This is a genomic window from Streptomyces sp. NPDC048612 (genome assembly GCF_043199295.1).
Lineage (GTDB): Bacteria > Actinomycetota > Actinomycetes > Streptomycetales > Streptomycetaceae > Streptomyces.
Window position 1 is genome coordinate 199,415 of sequence record NZ_JBICVV010000002.1, and the last position, 23,202, is coordinate 222,616.

Consider the following 23,202-nt stretch of genomic DNA (forward strand, 5'->3'; position numbering starts at 1 on the left):
TCCGCCACATGACCAGCTCGGCGCACCACCAGTCCGTCTTCGACAAGCCCTTTGTCCTGGACCTCTTCGCGGGTCCCGGAGGGCTGGATGTCGCTGGGCATGCGCTCGACATCCCGAGCCTCGGCATCGAGTGGGACAGAAGTGCGTGCCTCACGCGGTACGCGGCCGGGCTGGACACCCTTCACGCCGACGTGAGCGCGGTACGCAGGGATTCCTTCGAGTCCCTGCCGCCGGAGATCAACGTGCTCGCAGGTGGCCCTCCGTGCCAGACGTACTCGGTGGCCGGGCACGGCGCCGGACGCCAAGCCCTGGACCGGGTCAAGGAGTACATCGAGCGGCTGATGGCGGGCGAGTCCGACCAGGAGATCGACGAGGACCTGAAAACCCTCACCGATCCGCGCACTGCGTTGGTCCTCGAACCTCTCCGATACGCGATTCAGGCGACCAGGAGCCCGAGTCGGGAGCACCGCCCGTACGACGTCATCGTCCTGGAGCAGGTCCCCGCGGTGGCCCCGCTCTGGGAGCACTACGCCAAGGTGCTGGAGAAGACAGGGCTCCCCGACAGGACCAGGTACAAGGTCGTCGTCGACATCCTCGACACCGAGACCTACGGGGTGCCTCAGACACGATCCCGCGCGGTACTGATCGCTCGGCGTGAAGGGCTCGGCGAGCCCTCGCTGCCCGCCCCGACCCACCGTTCCTATGAAGCGAAGGAATGGAACCGGAAGAACGGAACGAGCGAAACCGACCAGGCTGCGGACCAGGTCCATCAGCCGACTCTCTGCGAGGGCACCACAGCGTCCAAGAGTGACACGGACCTGCGGTCCTGGAGATCGATGCGGGAGGCCCTCGCGAAACCGGTGGGCTCGCATCCGGGGCGTCCCACTCCCTTCCTGGTCCGCTCGAACTACGGCAGTTCCGGGAACCCGGGGAGGCGTGGAGTGCGGACCGACCAGCAGCCCGCCGCCACCGTCACCGGCCGCATCTCCCGCTTCGTGGTCTTCGAGCACCTCGACGAGAACATCGTCCACGAGGGCCCGCGGTTCAGCATGAACGAGGCCGGGATGCTGCAGAGCTTCCCGCCGGACTATCCGTGGTCCGGTACGGCGCAGGCCCAGCAGGTGGGCAACGCCGTACCGCCCCTGTTCGGTGCACACCTGCTGAGCGCCGCTCTAGGGCTCCCCAAGCCGGACCCGGAGGCGTTGAGGAAGCCGTGGCAGCCGGCCACGGAGGAACAGCGGGAAAAGCTGCGAAGCAACGGCTGCGGGGCCGTCGACGCCTGCACCGACAGGTGCCCGCGTCCCAAGGACCAGGTGCCGCCCCCCTCCTCCGTGCGCCCTCGTAAGAGCAAGAAGGCGTCGGCGAAGTAGTCCGAGCACGGCCCGCCCAGGTCAATCCCCGCTCTTCCTGCCCCTGACCGGCGCAGTCTCGAACAGCTCCGCGAAGTAGCTGGTGAGCGCGGCCACGGATTCCTCCGGGGCGGGGTCCTCGTCGGGCCCGTTCGGGAGTTCGTACCGCTCGACCGGTGGCGCCGATTCCGCTTCCGCGATCCAGTCCCGCAGATGGGCGGGGTCGCGGGGCTGGTCAGGCGCGAGGATGTCGTAGATCAAGGTCGCTCCCGCCGCGTTGATCGCGACGCTGAGGCCGTTGACTTCTCGCCCGCCGGAGACCTGGCCGCTCTTCAGAAGACGGACAAGGGCCTGAGCGGTGGGACGGTGATCGATCAACTCGCTCCGGAGAACGGTGTGGATAAGGTCCTGATTTCCGCAGGCGACCTCGACCGGCTCGTAGTCCGACCCGTTCCTGAAGAGTTCGGCCGCCCACCACAGGCGGGAGAAACACTGACGGTCCGCGGGACCACGGAAGCGCTCGGCAGCGATGCGCCTTTCCGGCCTGTTCGCCGTCGGCTCCGACAGGTGCCGCCAGACCACATAGTCCGGGGCCACAGCCAGGGCGAGGTGGTTCCACAGACGCTTGTCCGCCGCTTCTCGCCGCGTCAGGCGCAGCGTGGCATGGAGCCGTGGCGCGAGCCATGCGTCGGCTCGGGTACGGTCCTCCCGGAACTCGAACATGGCGTCTTCCACCAGGCTCCGGATCGGCTCGACCCACCACCGGGCGTCGTCCTCGGGGAGCGGCTCGACGACCTTGGCGAGATCGATGCCGCCGTGAACCTGTTCGCCTTTGAGTAGTTGCTCGGTGAGGAACGGATCGACGGCAGAGGTGGCGAGCAGCCCCAGGCGCTCAGGTACATGGTTCGGTTGGGTGATCACGTCTCACTCTCGCGGTTCATCTGTTCCAGGCTGCGGATGACAAAGGCAAGCGCCTTGGTGGCATCGGCGCGGCGGACCGCCGCGTAATGGATACGCGTCTGTAGCTCCACCCAGCCCGAGTCGCCGGTGCGCCGGCGATGTACCTGCCGTAGGGCCTCCTCGACATGGACGCCGGGAATCACGTCCGGGAGCATCTCCCGCAGCACCTCGCCCTGCCAGTCGGTGGGGAAGACCGGCCCGCCACCGGGTTCCACCTCCAGATCGCCGATGGCACCGTGAAACACCGCGGTCCAGACGTCGGTGGCCATCTGGGCGACCAGGAGGTCACGCACCTTGCTGTCCACACCCGAGCCATTGCTGTCCAACAGGTCGATGACACCTTCGACATCGGTGTTCACGAACACGGTGGGGACTCTGGCCGAGGTGTCCACGATCCAGGGCGCGTCGGCGTAGGCCTGGAGCCACTCCCGGGAGCTTTTCTTGAACGACGCTTTCTGGACGTCGAGTCGGAGCCCACGGACCGGCTCGTCGGAAACCGTGTCGATGATCCAGCTCCGGTCGGTCTCGGCGATCGACCGTCCGCGCACTCCGTCCACTGTCCCGACGGCGTACACGGCGAGGGAGGCCCGACCCAGGTGATCGTCGCGGAACACCTCCAGCGAGCCGGACCAGTCCCGGCCGTCCTCCGCGTCGAGCATGAGATGCGCAGAGGTACGGACATTGGTCTCGCCGTCCGTCAATGCGGCGAGGGCGCACAGATCCGACCAAGGCGCGTCCGGCGCGTTCGCCCCCGGCGGCAGCGTCGCCGAAAGACCGATCGTGGCGCTCACCCAGTCTGTGTGGCCCGCAATGCCGAGCGCCACAGCCTGTTGTTGGGTCGAGTACGCGGTGGTCTCCAACTGGTCGCGGGTACCGTCGGAGAGCTTGAGGGAGACCGAGGTCACTCTGAGCGTGACCGGCCGGTTGAGCCGCTTGTACGGGTAGAACTTCATGCGTCACTCCCCCTTGCCGGCACGGAGTTCGACAACGAGACGGGTGAGAGCGGTCCTGACCGGGTGGCTGGTGACGTCGGTGGTTCCTCGGAATTTCGCACGCCGCGCGCCGGATGTGAAGCGCAGTATGCCGTCCTCCGCCTCGCAGCCCTCGACGCCCACGAGTTCCGCCCAGTCCAGCCTGGGGCGGCCCCCCGAGCGCACGTCCAGCTGGGCCACCGGCACCATCGGAACGATCTCGTCGCCACGCGGGATGCTCACTTCGCCGGCGATCTGCCACTCCCCGCCGTCGCCCACCCTCGCGTCGAGCCCGTCCAGGACCGGAACCACCGGGCCGGTGGGCGCCTTGGCCTTGGGCCTCGTTCGCACTGTCAACGCCTTGCGCAGGGCCTCACCGCCTTCACCGCTGCTGCGCTTCGGCCGTGCGACAAGTTCTCTCACCGCATTGTTGGCCTCAGCGGTCAGCGCGTTGAGCCGCCGGTATGCGGACGGTGACCAACGCAGTGTCAGCTCTTCCGTCTGCCCCCAACGGTCGTGCTCGGGAGGTTCCGCCGCACGCAGGAATTCCTCGGCCTCCTTCGCGAAGGGGGCCGTCTCTCCGGCTGCCTCCCCCACCAGCAGAACGGCCTGGAATGGGTTGGTGCTGTTCGGCAGCCTCGGGACCACGGTCCTCTTGACGGTCATGCGATTGCCGCGCAGCGAGTGCATCCGGTTCTTCGCCCCGTCCCTGTCCCCCTCGGCGTCGGTGACGAGCAGAACCGCTTGGTGCGTACCGAACGTCCCATGAGCGCCTCCGGACAGCGGCAGCTTCAGCGGGACGCTCCGCGCCGCCACGTGCCCGGCCTCGGTGAGGCGATCCACCGTGGTGCCCTCGTAGTGCGCCCTCAGGGCACGGGTCCGGGAGGGCTGTTCGACAGACGGGTCCACCTGCCGCTCCGCCACGACCTCCTTGCCGTTCCGCAGGGCACGGACAGAGACCTCCAGGAGGGGGAGCTTGCTGCCCCCGCCGGTCATCGCGGCCCAGAAGTCACGCCCCAGTGCTTCGACCAGTCGAGCGTGCATCGTGGTGATGTCACGCGTGTCCTCGTCGCTCTCCTCGTCGCCGATGAACCCGTCGTCGGGATCGGAGGAGTTCGCCGCGAGGCCGGCCACATCGTGCGCACCGACGATGAGGAAGGACGTACCGGGTTCGTCGTTCTCCCGGGTCAGATGCAGGCTCTCCACGGTCTCCTCGTCCGCCCACCAGGAACGGGCGACCATGGCCGCGGGCGAGTCAGGATCAGGGCGCCCGAACCAGGCGGGGCCTGCGTACGACTCGCCGTCGACCTCACGCCAGGGCAGTTCGAGACGGCCGATCACCCGTCGCTCGGTACGTCCCTCATGCGGCACGGAGAGAGTGGAGTTGATGAGCACGAGCCCGAGGGCACTGGTGGCCCACAGGGTCGCCTTGCCCAAGCCGTACGAACCCCCGGCGCCGGGGCCGGACTTGAGGCTCTCCAGTTGGCGTCTGACCACGGCGGCGAACTTGCCGTCCGCGTAGTCGTCGCCGATGAGCCCGGAGGCGTTGTAGTCGTCGACGCGCAGCAGGACCAAGCGGCCCTTCTCGTACATGTCGCGCACCCCGGCGTCCACGACCCGACCGACCTTCTGGTTACCTGCGGTCTCCGAGACGGCGGAGTAGTGCGGAAAGAGATCCTTCCAGAGAATCGCGTCACGGAAGGCGTCCAGGGCTTCGCCGGTGATCTCGTGCAGGGTGTAGCGGACCTTGACCGGGCGGCCGTTCTCCGTCAGCCGCTCGTCCAGGCTGTTCTGACAAGTCTCTCGCGCGAGGACCTGCACGTCGGCGTCGAAGGCGAAGGCGGCGGCATTGCCCAGGTCGCGGCCGCCGTCGGGGTAGCCGGGACGGTGGTACCAGGTGACCGGGAGGCCGGCCTGGGTGTCGGTGGTGCGGGTGTGCACCGTGCCCACATCCGTGCCGAGCGCCTTGGCGATGTCCGCCATGACGGTCGGGCGAGGCGTCGACCTGCCGGTGATCCATGCGGACACAGCGGCCCGAGTCAGCTTGAGCTCGTCGGCCAGTTCAGCCTGCGTCTTCCCTGCGAGCTTGAGCTGTCGGGCCAACCAAGGTCCGAACTCATCACCTGTCTCCACGCGCCGCCTGCTCTTTCCTCGGAGTCCCATGCCGATCGCATGGTGCGCACCACGCTAATTTGACAAGCGCGGCAGTGTCAACCAACAGTTGATCGCGCCCGATCACCCAGACCGCTTCAGCTCGCTGTCCGACTTGCCTCGAATGATCAAGTTCCGCCCCACGTACGGCACTTCGGCAAGCAGGGGGGCCAACTCCCGCCATTGGAGCAGGAGTTCGGGTTGTGCGTTCGATTGAATACCGGATACGCTCGCCGACGATGGCAATCCATCTCGCTCGCGAAACCCGAAATCGGGAAGGCCGGGCGACCGGGGAAGAAGTGCGCCCAAATTCCGACCCCACGCCCAACCGGCCCCTCCACGGAGCCCCACCGGAAAAGCCTTCCGAAAGGGACTGGCTGCACGAGACCTCCATCCGCTAGCTTAATTCGGGGAAAGGGAGTATCAACCAGGGCGTCGACTTATCCATTTCGTTTCACACGGGGGACGTGTGCCCGAATACACCCCTGTGCAGCTGCAGGATGCGACCCGACAGGGGTATACCAGATGAATGAGCAGGACAGTGAATCGTTGGACTCACTTCGGGAGTCGAGCGCATTCGAGCTGGCAATTAAGACAGCGGAAAGCACGGCCGAGGTTCTGGGGATTCTTCGCGAACATGGCGTGTCCGAGGAGGCTTTCACCAACAGGTTCCCCGTCCTGGCGAAGGTGGCCCAGGGGCTGCCGAACGTTCCGGACGAGGCCGCTCCCCCGGTCTGATTCCGCACGTCACGGGCCCGAAGTCTCGGTCTCGCAACAACCGGCGACTTCACCGTGAACCCCTCGCTTCACGAAGGCACTGTGGAAAACAGCGCCCAGCGCCACGACGAACACGGGCCGGCCGACGAGCCGGTGGCCGGCCCGCCGTTCGCCCTTTCGTCCGGATCTTTACACCCAGGAGCGCAGAAGCAGTGCCGTCATCGTCCTCTTCGGTCGTTCAAACCGTTATCGAACAGTCCTCGCGCGTCCTGCAGACTTACGCCGTGGACCCCGGTCTCGTAGCCGAGCACGCCAATGGCGAGCGCCGTATCACCCAGGGCGGATATGGCGATCGTCAGCTTTTCGAGCTCGTTCAGAACGCGGCAGACGAAATGGCCGACGAGTCGAGTGGGCGAGTTCACGTAGTCCTCACGGAAACCCACTTGTACTGCGCGAACCAGGGTAATCCGGTGACCCCGGAAGGCGCAGAGGCAATTCTCCGAATGAGCATGTCGAAGAAGCGTGGCGGCCAGATCGGGCGTTTCGGGGTGGGCGTCAAATCGGTTCTCGTGGTGACCGACGCACCGGAATTCTTCAGCAGCACCGGAAGCTTCGGATTCGCCCGCGCCTGGTCGTACGAGCAGATCAGGGCCGTGCCCGGCGTGACGGCGCGCTACGGCCCGGAGTTCGACGCCCCCGTACTGCGGATGGCCCGACCTCTGGACGTGCAGGCCGAGCGCGCTTCCGATCACGTCCTGAACGAGCTGCTGAACTGGGCCACGACCGTCGTTCGTCTGCCCCTGCTCGCGAAGGCGGACGACCGGCTGGGCCGGGACATGCACGGCGGACGTGCCAAGGACCACGGCGAGCCCCGCGAGGAATTCCCTGTCGGCTTCCAGCTCTTCTCGCCGCACGTCGCGAAGGTCGTGCTGGAGGACCGCCGGCCACGGCCCATGGCCCGTCGGACACTGACCGCCCAGCAGAGCGGCGACCTGCACACCGTGGTCGAGGAGCGGACCGGGAAGGCCGTCGCCACCGATCGGTGGCGCGTGTTCACCACCACCCACGAACCCGGTCCGAGCGCTCGCGCGGACGCCGGAGAACTGCACGACCGGCTCTCGCTCGACCTCGCCTGGGGCGTCCCCGCTCTGGAGAAGGACCCGGAGAGCGGTCTGTACGTCAGCCCGCGATCGCGCGGACGCGGCAAATTCTGGTCCTTCTTCCCGACCAAGTACGAGATGTCGCTGAGCGGCATCCTCAACGGTGCCTGGAAGACGAACGAGGACCGCCAGAATCTCCTCGACTCCTCTCCCTTCAACCAGGAGATGATCCGGGTGTCGGCGAAGCTGGTCGCCGACTCCCTCCCTGCCCTGGCACCCGAGGAGGACCCTGCCGCCTATCTCCCCCTGCTGCCTGGCCGAGTCAAGGAGGCGATCAGCTGGGCCGACGAGTTCCTGACCCGAGAGATCTGGGCCCGCATCGCGGACCGTCCGTCGCTGCCCGACCAGGACGGCGTCCTGCGCATCCCGAAGGCACTGAGAATCCACCCGCGCCTGGACAGGGACCTGAAAAAACTGTCCAGTTGGCTGTGGATGTGGCACGAGTGCCCCGGGCGCCCCTCGAACTGGCTGCACCCGAGTGCCGACGCGGACGCCCTGCGCTCCGGAAAGGTCGAGCACATCATCGGCGCGGCCGGGCATGAGCGGACCGACGTCCGGGAATGGCTGGAGGCTCTGGTCGCGAGCGGCACCCCCGAGGCGTCGGCGGTGGCCGTTCGCATCCTCGCGGACATGATCGAGAACCGCTCTCCCTATGCCGAGGAGGCTCGCAAGGCCCACATCGTGCTCACCGAGGAGCACGGTCTCGTCGCACCCGTGCACGGCAAGGTGTTCCGCCGTGCCGACCAGGGCGGCCTGCGCGAGGCACTGGTGTACGTGGTCGACAAGCTCGCCCAGGACCCATCGCTGGCTCACGCGCTCAACGTCCTGGGCATCCGGGAGGCCGATGTCGAGGGCCGGTTCGTCAGCATCCTCGATCAGGGCTTCGGCCACTACAGCAACTCGGACTGGGAGCGGTTCTGGGAGCTGTTCCGTCAGGCGGGGGTGCGTCGGCTGGCCCACAGAGTCCTGGAGAGGGTGCCCACTCCGCGCTCGACGCTCCGGGTGCGGACCGCCGACGGTCGGTTCCGGCCGGTCGAGAACTGCATGCTGCCGGGTGTCGTGGCCGATGCGAAGCGCGACCCGAGCATCGCTGTCGACATGGCGTTCCACTCCGACGACACCCCCTTCTTCTCACAGATCGGCCTGCGGGAACGACCGTCCGGTGGGGTCCGCCCCCAGGAAGACGAAGCGTGGTTCGTGGAGTACCGCGAAGCCCTCCACGCCGCCTACCTGCGCGGCCTGGACAGTCGCGCCCCGCGCCCCGCACTGAACCGGATGAAGGTCGAGGGCGCCGCGATCGGCGGCCCGCTCCACCTCTTCCGCGCCCTCTCCGAGGAATCCCGCGCCGCCTTCCTGAAGGTGCTGCCCGACGACGCCGTGGTGGACAACTGGACGCGCCAGATCGGCGCACAGACCAACACCCGACAGGCCGTGCCCTCGCCGATCCGATGGATGCTGAAGAAGTTCGGCACGATCGCCACCTCCCAGGGGATCAAGTCGCTCAAGGAGGCCGTCGGACCCCAGCTCGCCGACTACCGAGATGTGCTGCCGGTCGCCGACATCTCTCCCGAGAAGGCACGCAGGCTGCGGCTCCCGACGACCGTCGACGATGTTCCCGCCGACCGATGGGACACGCTCCTCGACGAGGTGACCCGCAGCGAGGACGACTCCTTCGTGGGCGCAACCTACGTGATGCTGACCCGGTTCGGTGCGGACTTCCCCGAGGACTCCCTGACCCGTTGCAGGATCGGCGACACCTGGGGAACCCGGCCCGACGGTGAGATCACCGTCGCCGTCGGAGCCGCTCAGTACCAGGCACTGCGCGCCGAGCAGCTCCCGGCGCTGCTCGTACCGACCGCCGACGACGCCGAGCTGATGATCGAGAAGTGGGGCATGCTCCGCTACGCCGACGTGATCAGCCTGGAGACCCGCGAAGTACCGGAGGGCGACCCCGTGCCGCTGGTCGAGTTGTTCCCTGCCCTGCGGCAGCGTCTGAACAGCGGGAACCGGAACAGCATGGTGCAACGGTGCAGCGAACTGGAAGAGGTCACTCGTACGCCCAACGGCACGCGCACCTCCCCCCTGGACGCCGTGCGCCAGGACAGCACCGTCAAGGTCCGAGTTCCTCTGGCCCCCGAGCCGATGCTGCGCCTGATCGACCGCGAACTCGGCTTGGGCCTCGGCGCTGCCGGTTGCCGTGCGGTGCTGGAGCACCAGGACCGTATGGCTCGGGACAGCGAGATGAAGGCGGCGCGGAAGGCGGTGCGCGAGGCCGCCGACGTGGTGGCCAAGATCGAGCTGCTGATCGGTGCCGACGCGCTCCGGACCGGCCTCCCCGAGGGATTGATGGAGGCCGAACTGCAGGCGACCGACGGCGTCGAGCCGTCCGGGCGCCGAATCGCGCAGATGGCGTTCAACGCGCACGGAGACGGAGTGCTCCAGCAGCATGCCCGGGACATCCAGGCATGCTTCCCCAACGCCCCGGTCGCATACGGAGGTTCGTCAGCGGCCATCGCGTTCGTCTCGGAACTGAGGCTGCCTGTCGCGTTTGCCGGTTCGAGGACCCCGTCTCCGCCTCCGTTCGAGACCGTCGAGGGCCCTCGAGACTTCCCGAGCCTCCACGAGTACCAGGAGGACCTGGTACGGAACGTCTCCACCATGCTCGACCGCCTGGCGCCCCAGCGCGGCATGTTGTCGCTGCCGACCGGTGCCGGCAAGACCCGGGTCACCGCCGAGGCCGTGATCCGCTGGGTGAAACGGGTCGGTGACCTCAAGGGCCCGCTGCTATGGGTCGCGCAGACCGAGGAGTTGTGCGAACAGGCCGTCCAGAGCTGGAAGTTCGTCTGGAGCAAGGTCGGCGCCGAACGGCCACTGACGATCAGTCGACTGTGGAGCACCAACGAGGTCGGGGACGTCGTCGACCACCCGCACCTGGTGGTCGCCACCGACGCCAAGCTGGAGCGGTGCCTGGGCACCGACCAGTACACCTGGCTGTGCCAGGCCGCACTGGTGATCGTGGACGAGGCACACACCGCCATCTCCAAGCGGTACACCGAAATCCTCGGCCAGTTGGGACTCACCCAGTACGAGACCGGCCGGCATCTGCTCGGCCTGACCGCCACCCCGTTCCGGAACACCAACGAAGAGGAGACCCGCCGCCTGGTCAGCCGCTTCGGCAATCGGCGACTCGACGAAGGAGTCTTCCCGTCGGGCGATCCGTATCGCGACCTCCAGGACTGGGGGATGCTCGCCCAGGTCGACCACCGCACCCTTGAGGGCGGTCGTATCGAACTCACACGGGACGAGAAGACACATGCCGATCGCATGGCCATGCTCTCCCGCTCCGCCGAACAGCGGCTCGCCGACGACCACACACGCAGTCGACGCATCGTCAACTCGGTAGCGGAACTACCGGACGACTGGCCGACGTTGCTCTTCGCCACCTCCGTCGACCACGCCAAATACCTGGCAGCCATGCTCAACGACCAGGGCGTCCCGTCCGCCGCCGTGGACGCGACGACCAGCACGCAGGACCGTCGCAATCGCATCGAGAACTTCCGAAGCGGACGCATCAGGGTCCTCACCAACTACGGTGTGCTCACCCAGGGATTCGACGCTCCGGCCACTCGTGCCGTGGTCGTGGCCCGGCCGGTCTACAGCACCAACGTGTACCAGCAGATGATCGGTCGCGGACTGCGCGGACCACTGAACGGTGGCAAGGACAGCTGCCTGATCCTCAACGTCAGCGACAACATCGCCAACTTCGACACGCACCTCGCCTTCACGCAGTTCGAGCACCTCTGGAGCCGGAAGTGACCGACGTCTACCAGGACAGCCCCCCGCTCACCGACGAGCAACTGGCCGTGGTCGAGCAGCCCTGGGACGCCCGTGTCCTGGTCACGGCGGGCGCCGGCGCCGGAAAGACCCACACTTTGGTACGCCGGCTCGACGTGCTGTGCGGTCACGAGGACCACGAGCAGGCTCTGGAGGCCGCCGAGATCCTGGTGCTCACCTTCTCCCGGGCCGCCGCCCGGGAGCTGCGCGAACGGATCTCCCGGCACGGGGAACGAGCCCACCGAGTACGCGCCCGTACGTTCGACGCCTGGGCCTACGAGGTGCTCCTCCAGGCGCATCCGGACGACGAGTGGGGAGCGGTCGGCTTCGACGAGCGGATCTCCGCTGCGACCCGCGCGATCGAGAAGGGCGCGCTGGAGATCGGGGACGCGGTCCCGCCCTCCCATGTCGTGATCGACGAAGTGCAGGACCTGCTGGGTGGGCGACGCGAGTTGGTGGAGACGCTCCTCGACCGGTACCAGGACAGTTGCGGTTTCACCATCGTCGGCGACGCGGCCCAGTCCGTCTACGGCTTCCAGATCCAGGACCTGAGCGAACGCACCGACGAGACCGGTCGGTTCTTCGACTGGCTGCGCTGCTCCTACCCCGACGACTTGGTGGAGCTGCACCTCACCCGGAACTTCCGGGCCACGACCACCGAGGCCCGAGTCGCACTGGCGCTCGGCCCCCGCCTCCAGCAACTGAGCGATCCGGAGGAGGCAGGAACGCTCTACGACGAACTGCGCGACCTCCTCCTGGTTCCGGCGAACGGCATAGGCGGCCTGGACGATGAGCTCACCCTGACCAGCCTGCGGGATCTCTCCGACACTTGCGCCGTCCTCACCCGTGACAACCAGCAGGCGCTCGTGGTCTCCGACCTGCTGCACGCACACGGCATCGACCACCGGCTGCGGCGCCCGTTGGAGGAGCGCCCGGTGCCGTACTGGGTGGCCGAGTTGCTGCGCCGCACGGAGGCGAACATCCTCACCGAGGACCGGTTTCGCACGCTCCTCGCGGAAGTCGCTTTCCCGTACGAACCCGACGCCACGCTGTGGACGGTGCTGCGTCGAGCCGCGCGCGGAGCGGGACGCGGTGTGCTCGATCTGGATCGGTTGCGCCGGGCGATCGCCCAGGGCGGATTCCCCGACGAGGCGGCCGACCCGGAGACGGCCCGCATCGTCGTCTCGACGGTGCACCGGGCCAAGGGCCTGGAGTTCGACCGGGTGATCGTCCTGACACCACCGACCCTCGCCGAACTCCACAAGCGGTACCAGAACGAGCTGGACCTGCCTGCCGAGGCCCGCGCGCTCTACGTGGCGATGACACGTGCCCGCCAGGACCTGTACCACGTCTCCCCTCCCGAACTGCCGCTCTTCAGAAGGGCGGGGAATCGACGCAACGGCCGTCGCTACCTCGGATCGTGGCGGTCGTACGACAGGTACGGGATCGTCGCCGAGCCGGGCGACGTGAGCCGGGACGACCCGCCCGGCCGGGAGACCGACGCCGTCGCCACCCAGGCGCATCTCCTGGAACAGGTCCGTCCCGGCCAAGAGGTTCTGCTGCGCAGGCGCCACGACCTGCCGATGGGCGAGGCGGAGAGCCCGCCGTACGCCCTGGTGCACGCAGGGCGGGAGATCGGCGAGGCGTCGCGGAAGTTTCGCGAGGAGTTGTTCCAGGTACAGAAGGTGAACCGCACCTGGGTCCCTTGGTGGCCCGACGAGATCCACGGCTTGCGGATCGACACCCTGGAATCCGTGACGGGCAGCACCGCCGCCGGCGCCAACGCCGGTCTCGGGGAGCGAGGCGTGTGGATCGTCCCTCGAATCACCGGCATCGGCCGGTACCGGGGAGCCGACAACTATGAGGAGCAACACGCATGACGCAGGTGGCAGGCCGGCACTCCGAGCACTACCGGGTCCGGGACGAGGAACTCCTCGTGGGACTCCGCCGTGAGCTCCTCGGCCCCGCCGAGGACGCCGTGCCGGACGATCGGGGCGAGGTGCTCACCCAGGACGCCCCGATCGACCGGTACCTGACCGGCGTGCTGTATCCGCGTGCCGCGGACAGGGCCACGAAGGAGCAGCAGGACGACGGCGCCGGAGAACAGCAGGGCCTGGACGCCGCCCCTCTGCTCACCCGCGACGACGTCGAGGAGTCCGGCACCGCACAGGAGGTCGGCGCCTCGGGGGACAGGCGCCCCTCCTCGATGGGTCTCACCTTCGCGGTCAGCCCGGCCATAAGCAGTTCGATCGTGGTCTCGGCCCGCGCGGCCGTCTACGAGCCCACCGACACCGACGGCAGGCGCGTCCCGGCCCGCCGTGCCGAGGCCCGTACCACCGCCGACCAGCGGGAGCGGTGGCTGCGCAAGGAACTCGCCCTCCCTGACCGGACCATCGACGTGACCGAGCCGCATCCGCCGATGACGATCGAACTCGCCCCGGAAGCCTCGTTGCACGTCAACGTCCGGCGTATCGATCCGAACACCGGCACGGTCACGGTCACGGTCACGTTGATCAACACTCAGAAGGTCGGAGAATGGGATCTCCAGGACGCCTTCTCCCTGTTCCAGTGCGGTCTGACGGTGCGGGCCGCCGACGGCTCCACCGCGTTCGTCGAGCGTCCCGCCCCGGCGGCCGGCCATGACCCGGAGATCGCCACGAGTCGGTTGCTGCACCGCCACGCCCCGACCTTCGCGGTCGGCCACGGTTGCGCCGCCGAGTGGGACTGGAATCCACAGCCGATCGGCATGACCGAAGCCGAAACGCCTGCCGTCCCCGAGGTGCGGAGTCAGTTCGTGCCCAGCGTGGAGGTGCTGCTCACCGACTCCAACCCGGAGATCGACAGTTCGGCGCTGTCCATGCTGGGGCTGGCCGAGCAGTCCGACGCCGAGGTCCTGGCCGCTCTGGAAGAACTCGCCACGGGTTACGAGTACTGGATCGACAGCAAGTCGGCCGAGGCAGACGCTCTGACGGGCGGCCTCCACGAGAAGCCCGCGCGGGAGCAGGTGACGGCCTGCCGCGAGGCGCTCGACCGAATCCGTGAGGGCATCGAGTTGCTGCGGACCAAACCCGATCTCATGCACGCGTTCCGTCTCGCGAACCGCGCCATGGCAGACCAGCGTGCCCGCAGCAAGTGGGTGAAGGACGGCCGCGTCGGGGCTCCCGACCCGGCCGCCTGCCACTGGCGCCCCTTTCAGATCGCGTTCGTGCTGCTCTGCCTGGCCGGCATCGACGACCGCGAGCACCACGACCGGCAGATCTCCGACCTGCTGTGGTTCCCCACCGGTGGCGGCAAGACGGAGGCCTACCTCGGGCTGATCGCCTTCACGTCGTTCCTGCGTCGAATCCGCAAGGGTGCGGACGGTGGCGGTGTCACCGTCCTCATGCGCTACACGCTGCGGTTGCTCACCCTCCAGCAGTTCGAGCGCGCGGCGATCCTGCTCTGCGCCATGGAGCGCATGCGGCGCCGGACGCCCGAGTTGGGCCATGAGGAGTTCTCCGTCGGCATGTGGGTGGGGCGCTCGGCCACCCCCAACACGTTGGCCGTGGCAGGCCTGAAGCTCGATGAGCTGCGAAGGAATCTCGACAAGCGCCTCGCCACCGAGAATCCCGTCCAGCTACACGCCTGCCCCTGGTGCGGGACCCGACTCGACGCACGGAGCTACGAAGCCGACGAGGTGGCCAAGCGGATGCATGTCCGATGCCCCGGCGCGGACTGCGACTTCACCGACGGCCTGCCGGTCCATCTGATCGACGAGGCGGTGTACGACGCACGGCCGACCCTGGTGATCGCCACCGTCGACAAGTTCGCGTCGATGCCATGGCGCCCGGCGACCTCCGCGCTCTTCAACCGCGACGACGCCCCGGAGGGCGGCACCCCGCCCCCAGAGCTGATCGTCCAGGACGAACTCCACTTGATCTCCGGCCCGTTGGGTACGCTCACCGGCCTCTACGAGACCGCCGTGGACGCACTCGCCGACCGGCCCAAGGTGATCGCCTCCACGGCGACCATCCGTCGCGCCGCCGATCAGGGCCGCCACCTCTTCGCCCGCGAAGTGCGACAGTTCCCGCCCGCCGGTCTGGACGCTCGCGACTCGTGGTTCGCCGTGGAGACCCCGCGCGAGGAAAAGGCGAGCCGCCGCTACGTCGGCCTCCTGGCCCCCGGCACCAGCCAGTCCACCCTCCTGATCCGCACGTACGCCACCCTGCTGCACCGGGCCGAGCAGGCGAAGACGGAGGACGAGGTGCGCGACGCGTACTGGAGTCTCGTCGGCTACTTCAACAGCCTCCGACTGCTGTCCGCGGCCGAACTCCAGGTCCATGACGACGTGGTGGCCTATCTGGAGATACTCGCCGAGCGCGAGGGGGTGGAAGTCCGCTCGGTCGCCAACTATTCGGAGCTGACGAGTCGTATCGACGCCAGCGAGATCCCCACCCGCCTCAAGGGCATCGAGAAGCGGCTGCCCGGCGATGACACCGTGGACGTCCTCCTGGCCACCAACATGATCGCGGTCGGCGTGGACGTGGACCGCCTCGGCCTCATGGCCGTGATGGGCCAGCCTCAGACGACCGCCGAGTACATCCAGGCCACCAGTCGGGTCGGCCGCGCGCACCCCGGGCTGGTCGCGGTCATGCTCAACTCGTCCCGGGCCCGGGACCGTTCCCACTACGAGAGCTTCCAGCATTTCCACTCCGCCCTGTACCGCGAGGTCGAGTCCACCTCCGTCACCCCGTTCTCCGCCCGGGCCCGCGACCGGGGCCTGCACGCGGTGATCGTCGCCCTCGCCCGCATCATGATCCCGGCCGCTCGACCCAATGAGGGCGCCGGCCAGGTCGAGTCGTACGAGCACGTGCTCCGGGGGCGCATCAAGTCGATCCTCCTGGGGCGCGTGGAGGCAGTCACCAGCGAGGAGACCGGAGCCGTGTCGCAGGCCTTCGACGAGTTCGTCGAGTGGTGGTGCGCCGAGGCCGACATCCACAACGGCCTGCTGTTCGAGCCTCAGAGGGGCAGTCGTACCCCTTCGCTCCTGAAGGCGTACGACGACGAGTCACAGGACGCCGAGGCATGGTCCACGTTGTGGAGCCTGCGCGACGTCGACGCCGAGACCGCCCTGTTCATGGAGGGAACCCGATGACCCCACCCCCCGCCCGCCGCCGCCGGACCGGAGCGAACGGCGCCGCGCCCGCGCACAACCTTCCGCGGCGTGGTGCGGTCCGCCGCGCCCAGGTGATCACCACGTACGGCGTCGGGTCGCTCATCGCCGTCGACCACGAGTCCTTCATCGTCTCAGGACTCGACGAGGCCGAGCAGAGCTGGCGCCATGACGAGTCCCCAAGAATCCACGAACGGCGCCTGGCCCGAGTGCTCGACGTCGACTACTTCCGGCCGCCGCCCGCTTCCGACGACACCAGCAAAGACGGTCTCCGGGTACGACGATTCCCCTTGATGCACTTCTGCCCCGAGTGCAACGACCTGCAACGGCACCGCGACTTCAACCCGCCTGCCGGGCGAAGCGTCTGCGGCACGTGCGAGGTCGACCTCGTCCCCTCCCGCTTCGTCGTCGCCTGCGAGGCCGGTCACCTGGGCGAGTTCCCGTACCGGCAGTGGGTGCACCGCTCCACGGACCGTGGTGCCACGAGGACGCCGCAGTGCGGTGGGAAGCTCAAGATGCGCACGTCCGGGCGCACATCCTCGCTCCGCTCCATTCTCGTCTCCTGCGCCTGTGGGCAGGCTCCCGAGGTCTCGATGGAGGGTTCCTTCCGCAGGAGCGCGCTCAAGGATCTGGGCCTCAGGTGTCAAGGAACCCGCCCGTGGCTCGGTTCGTCCGTCCCCGCTCAGGAGTGCGGACTCCCTCTGCGCACACTTCAGCGAGGTTCGTCGGCATTGTGGCAGCCGGTGCTGAAGTCGGCGCTCTCCATCCCGCCGTGGAGCGACGGCCGCTCGGATCCGCTCGCCGAACACTGGGCAGCGCTCCGTGAGTACGGCGCACGCGAGCAGGTCGAGATCTATCTCAAAGGTGCTTTCAAGGGAAAGTGTCCGGTACCGCTGGACGAGGTGATGGCGCTCCTCGACGCGGAGCGCGAGGAGGACCCCGACAGCGAGACGGCCCCCACCTTCGACCACCGCTACCGCGCGCTGCGCAACAAGGAGTACGAGCGCCTCCGCGCGGGCAACGACGAGAGCGAGCACTCCCGCAACGAGCAGTTCGTCTGTGAGGCCCCGCTGGGCGACCAGAGCGCGCTCGACCCGCTCGGCGTCACCAGCCCGATGCTGGTCAAGAAGCTTCGCGAGGTGCGCGCCCTGCAGGCGTTCACCCGGCTCGTCGATGCCGAGTCGACGATCGACTCCACGGAGATGCCGCTGTCGGAACGTCCCCTTCGCTGGCTCCCGGCCATGGAGGTGCGGGGCGAGGGAGTCTTCCTCCGATTGGACGAGGACCGACTCGGCGCCTGGGAAAAGAGTGTGGCGGTGGCAGCCCGAGTCGAGCGGATGCGTACCGCCCACCAGCGGGTGCTCGAGCAGCGGGCCGATGACCCGAGCAGGGCCGTACCCTCCCCCGCGACCCCTCGCATGGTACTGCTGCACACGCTGGCCCACGTCCTCATCAACGAGTGGAGTCTGGAGGCGGGTTACCCGGCCGCGGCCCTTCGCGAGCGCCTGTACGCCGCCGACGACATGGCCGGGGTACTCGTCTACACGGCGACGAGCGACTCGGCAGGGAGCCTGGGTGGTCTGGTCGCCCAAGGTGAACCAGAGACTCTCGGTCGTACGGTGCGTTCGGCCGTCCGCCGTGCCGAGTGGTGTTCCTCGGACCCGCTCTGTATGGAGACCGAGACGTTCGGTGCCGGCGGAATCAACCTGGCGGCCTGCCACGCCTGCGTGATGCTGCCGGAGACGAGTTGCGAGCACAACAACATCCTGCTCGACCGCGCCCTGCTCGTCGGTACCCCCGACGACCCTCGACTCGGGTACTTCGAGGGCGCCCTGGGGCAGTGACGTCGAATCATCCGCAACGGCACCGAGGTGATGCGACACGTGCCGCTCTCCCGGCTTCGGAGCCAGAGAAACTGCCGCAACGGCTCCGAAGGTCGGGAGAGCGCAGCCCGGAGCGTCAGGTAGCTCACTTCGCCATACGCTCTGCGTCCGCCTCGAAGCGCAACTGGGCCCGGTCGAGGGACGTACAGGCTGCCGCACTTCGTAAGAAACCGATGACGTTTTCGCCCCTTGAGACATGCACGTTCCGGCTGTGACCGTGCGGGGTGCTCAGACTGGTCGTGAGTTCCACCCAGGTGACCTTGCGCTCGGCCTGAAGCTGAACGCCCCACCGGTCCGAGCGGGCGGCGACGAGTGCCATGCCGCGCCCCGTCTCGGGATCATCGGTAGCATGATCTCCGCCATGGCGCAGTTACGCTCACGCTCGCCGCCGGCGTCAAGGCCGTCTCCGACACCCTTGGGCACAGCGACACCCGGATCACGCGGGACATCTACCAGAGCGTCTTCCCGCAGGTCGCCAAGGACGCCGCCGAAGCGCCATGTCCCGAGCAAGACAAAACCCCAGGTCACGAGCTACGCGACCTGGGGTTTTCACGGAGCCGCCTTCGGGATTCGAACCCGAGACCTACGCATTACGAGGGGGTGCGAGATCGTGACGGGTGCTGCCGGATGATCACGTCAGATCCTGTTTTGGCTGCTCAGAGACTTGTCGACCTCGTGCGTCTGACGCCCAATCCAATGAGTGCTGCGCGGTCCGCTCACGCGTCGCTCACGCATGAGACTGGGCATCGTCTGGTCGAGGCCGTCGAGCAGTACGGCGCGGCGCCCCTGTCACGCGCGCGGTCGCTTGCTGAGCCAGTGGGCATCGAGCCAGACCCTGTGTTCTGGTCGCAGCTGCACCACCAAGGGCTGGCCATGCAGCTGCGCGTAGCACGGATAGCGGTGAAGGCTCGGGGCGACATCGAGCGTTCCGGAGGCAGTGTCCACTGCGACATGGCCAAGATCGAAGAGCCGGTGGATGTCACGTCGCAGCAGCAGTCCGCCGTAGTCGTGGTGCTCACCACTCTCGGCGTAGCTGTAGAGGTGAGCCGCTTCCAGGGCGGCAGCTGGTGTGGGGCCCGTGAAAGCGCATGTCTCGCCCTGCTCTCGCAGCAGCTGTTTGCGGAAACCCTCTTGGCCAACGCGTACTCGCATCAGCGACTCCCTGTGGCCTCCCGTTATAGCCAGGCGAGTGGCTGCGGCTATGTCCTTGACCGTGCTGGCTTGGCCGGTGACGTCAAGAAGCGCCTGCTGCAGCCGCTCCCATCGCGCAGGGCGCATGCTCAGCTGCGACCTCGGTGCATCACAAAGAGCCCGCAGCTCGGAGCCCGAGAGCAAACCGCGACCGTTCATCCATCGCTTGCCGTGCACGGACCGGTAGGTGGTCACTGGCCTAGTCTTCTGGCGCGGGGCGGAAAACAAGTGCCCACATTTGCCGCAGCGGTACGCTGGCTTCTCCCGTTGACGCCGCTTGATGTCGGCCTTCCCGCACTGCGGACAGGAGTACAGCGCCTTCTCAGCAGTCGCTGTGTCGATCGCCTCTATCACCGAGACGCCGATGAGCTCTTTCCTGTCCCACAGGGCTATCACGTCCCCCACCGCCACACGGGCGTGGTTCTGAACGGTGCTGTCCCAGCTGTAGTGCTGAGATGGTCTGTCGTCATAGCCGTCGTTCCCAGCGTGCTCCCGGCTGTTGCCCAGAGCCAGCACCAACCACGCAATGGTCATTCCGCCCCCTCGAGTCGCCTCGCCCTCAACCGGACAGCCTCTCTCTGGCCCAAGATTCGCGACTACCCAACCAGGAAAACGGAAGACACCCTCACGGCCGTGAAAGCCGATCCAGCGGGTTCGACCCCCTTCCGATCGTGATCGCTCACGCAATCCGGCTCTTCTCGCCCGGCACGCGCTGGGCTGCTGGAGAGGCCGAACCGCCCCGTCAGTGGTCGTTGACGCGCTCAAGCTCCTCTTCGAGCCCTTGAACCCAGGTTGGTTGTGGCAGGGCGTCAAAGGCTTCTCGGTGTTCCAGGATCGACTGGCCAAGAGCGTGGAAAGCGGTCACTGACTTGGCATACAGGTACCAGCGGCCCCATAGCTGACCGACTCCACAGCCCGAGCGCCTCGCAAGTTCGGCAATCCGAGCCGCGCGCTCTGCATCAGGGACGACACCTAGCGTCGGGTACTCGGCATGGTGGTTGGCGAGCCCGCTGGAGCAGGAGTAGAAGGTGGCTGTCCGAGCTGCACTGAGGGCGAGACTCACGCCGGCGACTCCGACGTCGTTCCAGTGGAAGACGGACATAAGTTCAGCGAACTCCACGTCGCCCTCTTCCTCAACCGCGTTGAGAATCTCCTCGATGCCGTCTGGCGCGCTCGAACAGGCCGCCCGCTTCAGAATCTCGGCTTCCCTATCGAGGCACTCTGCGGCTTCCTCCCAGCTGGGCAGACCGAGACACTGGTAGTCGTGGTGGTCGACGAACCCAGTGGCCACCTCCTCGGCCGTCAAGTCGGTCCGTAGATCGGCCAGTTCGTAGTCATAGCTGATCTCTACATCGAACTCGGGGATCATGTGCCCATCATGTCCGACAGGCGGCTGGCTCTGGGAGCTGTTTGACACCTCGATTCCCCAGGCTTCGGGCTGACCCGGCGCTGCGAAAGGCGGGCATCATGCAGCCCCAGGCTTGGTGCACCTGCCTCAGCTGGGAGAACGTTTGAACGTGTTCCCCTGGCGGGCCTTCTCGTTGAGCCGGTGAGGATCACGGCCTCTCGGTCGATTACGATTGGTCGCCTAAGAGCCCACCAGAGCGTCGGTTCGGACCTGGGGCCTGGAGGCCCAAGGACCGCGATACTTGGGGTCCACGGCAGGTGAGCAGCAGGTTTTCCTGGTGTCCACTTCGGCGGAATCATTGCTTCCACCAGCGCGTCTGTGATCTCCTGGTGCTCGTTCATGTCATGCGTACGAAGGGTTGTGCTGTGAAGAAGGGGCACTACGGCGTACCTCTTGAACGCAGTGACTACCTCAAGCTGGATCCGAACAAGAACAGCTGCGCCCCGGAGGGTTTCCAGGACTGGCTGGAAGGCTTCGGTAAGGGCAAGCGGCTGGCCGTGGATCTCTTCTCTGGCGCCGGCGGTCTCAGCGCCGGCGTCGAGCGGGCGGGATGGACCACTGCGGCAGCTGTGGACTTCGACGAGCGTGCGCTGGAAACTCACAGGGCGAACTTCCCGGGCCTCAGCCTGAAGATAGACCTCGGTGACCCCTCCGAGCGCGACAGGCTCGAGAAGATCCTCAAGCCCGCCAAGATTGACCTTGTGGCGGGAGGGCCTCCCTGCCAGCCCTTCAGTAGGGCTGGCCGCAACAAGATCCGTGACCTCGTCAAGCACCATGGCCGCGACCCGGAGGACCGCCGGAAGGAGCTGTGGAGCGCTTACCTGGACATGGTCAAGCGGATCAATCCGCGGGCAGTTCTCATGGAGAACGTGCCCGACATGGGGCTCCACGATGACTTCTTCGTCGTCAGGACGATCGAAGAAGAGCTGGAGGATCTCGGCTACGCGACGCAGGTGCGGCTCGTTGACGCATGGCACTACGCCGTTCCGCAGCACCGGAAGCGTCTAATCCTCCTGGCCAGGAAGGACGTCGACGACTTCACGTGGCGGAAGCCCGACCCCAAGCGCACCACCCTGCGTGATGCCATAGGCGACCTGCCCGAGCTGGAGGTGGTTCCCACAGAACGGGTCGGAGAAAGGAAACTCAAGTACCAGAAGCCTCGCAATCTGTCCGCCTTCGCCACGAAGATGCGTGAACAGGCACCTCGTGGGGTGATCTGGGACCACATGACCCGGAGGGTCCGGAAGGACGACTACCGGATCTTCGAGGTCATGGAGTCCGACACCAAGTACTCGGATCTCCAGGAGAAGCTGACCGGCGACGAGAAGAAGTACCAGCGGTACAACGCGAAGAAGTACACGGACAAGTACAAGAAGCTGGCGTGGGGCGAACTCAGCCGTACGATCACCGCCCACATCGCCAAGGACGGCTACTGGTACATCCACCCGAAGCAGCTGCGGACCCTCACCGTGCGGGAGGCGGCACGCGTTCAGACCTTTCCGGACCACTTCCGTTTCGCCGGTACCCGGAGCGATGCCTTCCGGCAGATCGGGAACGCCGTGCCCCCGCTACTGGGAGAGGCTGCTGCCGAGGTACTGAAGCCTGTTGGTGACGCCGCTATGGAGGCTGCAGGGCTTCAGCCTCGTTGGCGGGAGGTCAGGAACGGCCTCACGCAGTGGGCGAACCGCAGGCTTGATGGCGGAGACTGGTATCAGCTTCCCTGCGAGGAGCCGGTACCGCTTCACGCCGCCGTGGTCGCCATACTCTCCGGCGCGAAGATCAAGCCGGCCGCAATGGCGGAGTTGATGACCACCGTCAGAAGGTCGAAGACGCTCACCGCGACGCTGTTCGAGAAGCTGGGCAACGCGGCACCCACGGCGTCCGTCCGGGCCCGCGTGGACCGCATGGCACCACTGGTGGACAAGCCCTACGACTGGCAGTGGAAAAAGCGGTTCGACGTACCCGCCAAGCTGACCATGAAGCCAGCCGAGACGTCCCTCTATCGACTGCTGATCGGGGAGGACCTCATGCTGGTCGGCCAGAGCACGCTTCGGGTCGCGGCTCGCGTGAACGGTGTTGAAACGGATCATGCAAACCGCCTCAGCGATGGCCGCGTCAACCTGGTGAAGCTCGTGGGCGCGGGCGAGGATGCACCCCTGCGCATGGCAGCCATTCGACTCATCGGTGCGGGCCTGTGCAGGGAGGACCAACCCGTGTGTTCAGAGTGCCCGCTCGTCGCCCACTGTCTGAGCCGGGAGAACCTGTCCGACGACCTGCTAACTCTGGCCGTCACCCAGGGGTAGCGGATCGGCGAGGTTCCGCTCCGATCGCGTCCGTGATCTCCGCCACCCGCTTCGCGGCTCCCTCAACATCTCGACGGATCTCGCATTCTCAGATCAGCGCCGCGGTCCAGCCGGCGGCCGGGG

General features: G+C 67.2%; 13 protein-coding genes and 1 pseudogene. 8 read left to right on the forward strand and 6 right to left on the reverse strand.

The window, feature by feature from the left end:
• Positions 1–8 precede the first annotated feature (8 nt).
• Positions 9–1,370, forward strand: coding sequence for a DNA cytosine methyltransferase (locus ACGFN2_RS04220; RefSeq protein WP_393357393.1), 1,362 nt, complete (start codon positions 9–11; stop codon positions 1,368–1,370).
• A 21-nt stretch (positions 1,371–1,391) separates the two neighbouring features.
• Here ACGFN2_RS04220 and ACGFN2_RS04225 read toward each other — a convergent pair whose 3' ends face one another.
• From ACGFN2_RS04225 to ACGFN2_RS04235, 3 genes are read right to left on the reverse strand one after another with little or no spacing between them, the layout of a single operon-like run.
• Entirely contained in the window at positions 1,392–2,270 is an 879-nt protein-coding gene (locus tag ACGFN2_RS04225; RefSeq protein ID WP_393357395.1) for a DUF6339 family protein, read from the reverse strand.
• Positions 2,267–3,262 carry a hypothetical protein gene (locus ACGFN2_RS04230; protein ID WP_393357397.1) on the reverse strand — a complete coding sequence of 332 codons (996 nt, stop codon included), beginning with the start codon at positions 3,260–3,262 and terminating at the stop codon, positions 2,267–2,269. Before ACGFN2_RS04230 ends, ACGFN2_RS04225 begins: the two co-directional genes overlap by 4 nt.
• Before the next feature lie 3 nt (positions 3,263–3,265).
• A complete protein-coding gene (locus ACGFN2_RS04235; protein WP_393357399.1) occupies positions 3,266–5,443 on the reverse strand; it encodes a helix-turn-helix domain-containing protein in 2,178 nt (725 codons plus the stop codon).
• A 513-nt stretch (positions 5,444–5,956) separates the two neighbouring features.
• On the opposite strand from ACGFN2_RS04235, the gene ACGFN2_RS04240 reads away from it, so the two are divergent.
• The 5 genes from ACGFN2_RS04240 (at position 5,957) to drmB (ending at position 18,138) form a co-directional block, all read left to right on the forward strand.
• On the forward strand, positions 5,957–6,169 hold the full coding sequence (locus ACGFN2_RS04240) for a hypothetical protein (protein ID WP_393357401.1): 213 nt from the start codon (positions 5,957–5,959) through the stop codon (positions 6,167–6,169).
• A gap of 191 nt (positions 6,170–6,360) precedes the next feature.
• On the forward strand, positions 6,361–11,124 hold the full coding sequence (locus ACGFN2_RS04245; RefSeq protein ID WP_393357403.1) for a sacsin N-terminal ATP-binding-like domain-containing protein: 4,764 nt from the start codon (positions 6,361–6,363) through the stop codon (positions 11,122–11,124).
• Positions 11,121–13,022 carry a UvrD-helicase domain-containing protein gene (locus ACGFN2_RS04250; RefSeq protein WP_393357405.1) on the forward strand — a complete coding sequence of 634 codons (1,902 nt, stop codon included), beginning with the start codon at positions 11,121–11,123 and terminating at the stop codon, positions 13,020–13,022. Before ACGFN2_RS04245 ends, ACGFN2_RS04250 begins: the two co-directional genes overlap by 4 nt.
• Complete coding sequence (locus tag ACGFN2_RS04255; protein WP_393357407.1) at positions 13,019–16,276, forward strand: helicase-related protein; 3,258 nt, start codon at positions 13,019–13,021, stop codon at positions 16,274–16,276. The genes ACGFN2_RS04250 and ACGFN2_RS04255 overlap by 4 nt, the downstream gene beginning before the upstream one ends.
• Positions 16,273–18,138, forward strand: coding sequence for a DrmB family protein (drmB, locus tag ACGFN2_RS04260; RefSeq protein WP_393357409.1), 1,866 nt, complete (start codon positions 16,273–16,275; stop codon positions 18,136–18,138). The genes ACGFN2_RS04255 and drmB overlap by 4 nt, the downstream gene beginning before the upstream one ends.
• Positions 18,139–18,262: 124 nt before the next feature.
• Here the strand turns inward: drmB and ACGFN2_RS04265 are convergent, their stop codons facing one another.
• On the reverse strand, positions 18,263–18,496 hold the full coding sequence (locus tag ACGFN2_RS04265) for a hypothetical protein (protein WP_393357411.1): 234 nt from the start codon (positions 18,494–18,496) through the stop codon (positions 18,263–18,265).
• Between the two features lie 29 nt (positions 18,497–18,525).
• On the opposite strand from ACGFN2_RS04265, the pseudogene ACGFN2_RS04270 reads away from it, so the two are divergent.
• Positions 18,526–18,672, forward strand: a pseudogene (locus ACGFN2_RS04270) (site-specific integrase); the annotation flags it as partial.
• Positions 18,673–18,966: 294 nt separating this feature from the next.
• On the opposite strand, the gene ACGFN2_RS04275 reads toward ACGFN2_RS04270, so the two are convergent.
• On the reverse strand, positions 18,967–19,902 hold the full coding sequence (locus tag ACGFN2_RS04275) for an HNH endonuclease (protein WP_393357413.1): 936 nt from the start codon (positions 19,900–19,902) through the stop codon (positions 18,967–18,969).
• Positions 19,903–20,110: 208 nt separating this feature from the next.
• Entirely contained in the window at positions 20,111–20,737 is a 627-nt protein-coding gene (locus ACGFN2_RS04280) for a hypothetical protein (RefSeq protein WP_393357415.1), read from the reverse strand.
• Between the two features lie 404 nt (positions 20,738–21,141).
• Here ACGFN2_RS04280 and ACGFN2_RS04285 point away from each other — a divergent pair, with 404 nt between their 5' ends.
• Positions 21,142–23,079 carry a DNA cytosine methyltransferase gene (locus tag ACGFN2_RS04285; protein WP_393357417.1) on the forward strand — a complete coding sequence of 646 codons (1,938 nt, stop codon included), beginning with the start codon at positions 21,142–21,144 and terminating at the stop codon, positions 23,077–23,079.
• The last annotated feature ends 123 nt before the right edge of the window (positions 23,080–23,202 follow it).

Coding starts and splice junctions, on each gene's coding strand:
- ACGFN2_RS04230 (WP_393357397.1), bottom strand. CDS start 3,262: ATGAAGTTCTACCCGTACAAGCGGCTCAACCGGCCGGTCACGCTCAGA.
- drmB (WP_393357409.1), top strand. CDS start 16,273: ATGACCCCACCCCCCGCCCGCCGCCGCCGGACCGGAGCGAACGGCGCC.
- ACGFN2_RS04265 (WP_393357411.1), bottom strand. CDS start 18,496: ATGGCACTCGTCGCCGCCCGCTCGGACCGGTGGGGCGTTCAGCTTCAG.
- ACGFN2_RS04275 (WP_393357413.1), bottom strand. CDS start 19,902: ATGACCATTGCGTGGTTGGTGCTGGCTCTGGGCAACAGCCGGGAGCAC.
- ACGFN2_RS04240 (WP_393357401.1), top strand. CDS start 5,957: ATGAATGAGCAGGACAGTGAATCGTTGGACTCACTTCGGGAGTCGAGC.
- ACGFN2_RS04255 (WP_393357407.1), top strand. CDS start 13,019: ATGACGCAGGTGGCAGGCCGGCACTCCGAGCACTACCGGGTCCGGGAC.
- ACGFN2_RS04280 (WP_393357415.1), bottom strand. CDS start 20,737: ATGATCCCCGAGTTCGATGTAGAGATCAGCTATGACTACGAACTGGCC.
- ACGFN2_RS04235 (WP_393357399.1), bottom strand. CDS start 5,443: ATGGGACTCCGAGGAAAGAGCAGGCGGCGCGTGGAGACAGGTGATGAG.
- ACGFN2_RS04220 (WP_393357393.1), top strand. CDS start 9: ATGACCAGCTCGGCGCACCACCAGTCCGTCTTCGACAAGCCCTTTGTC.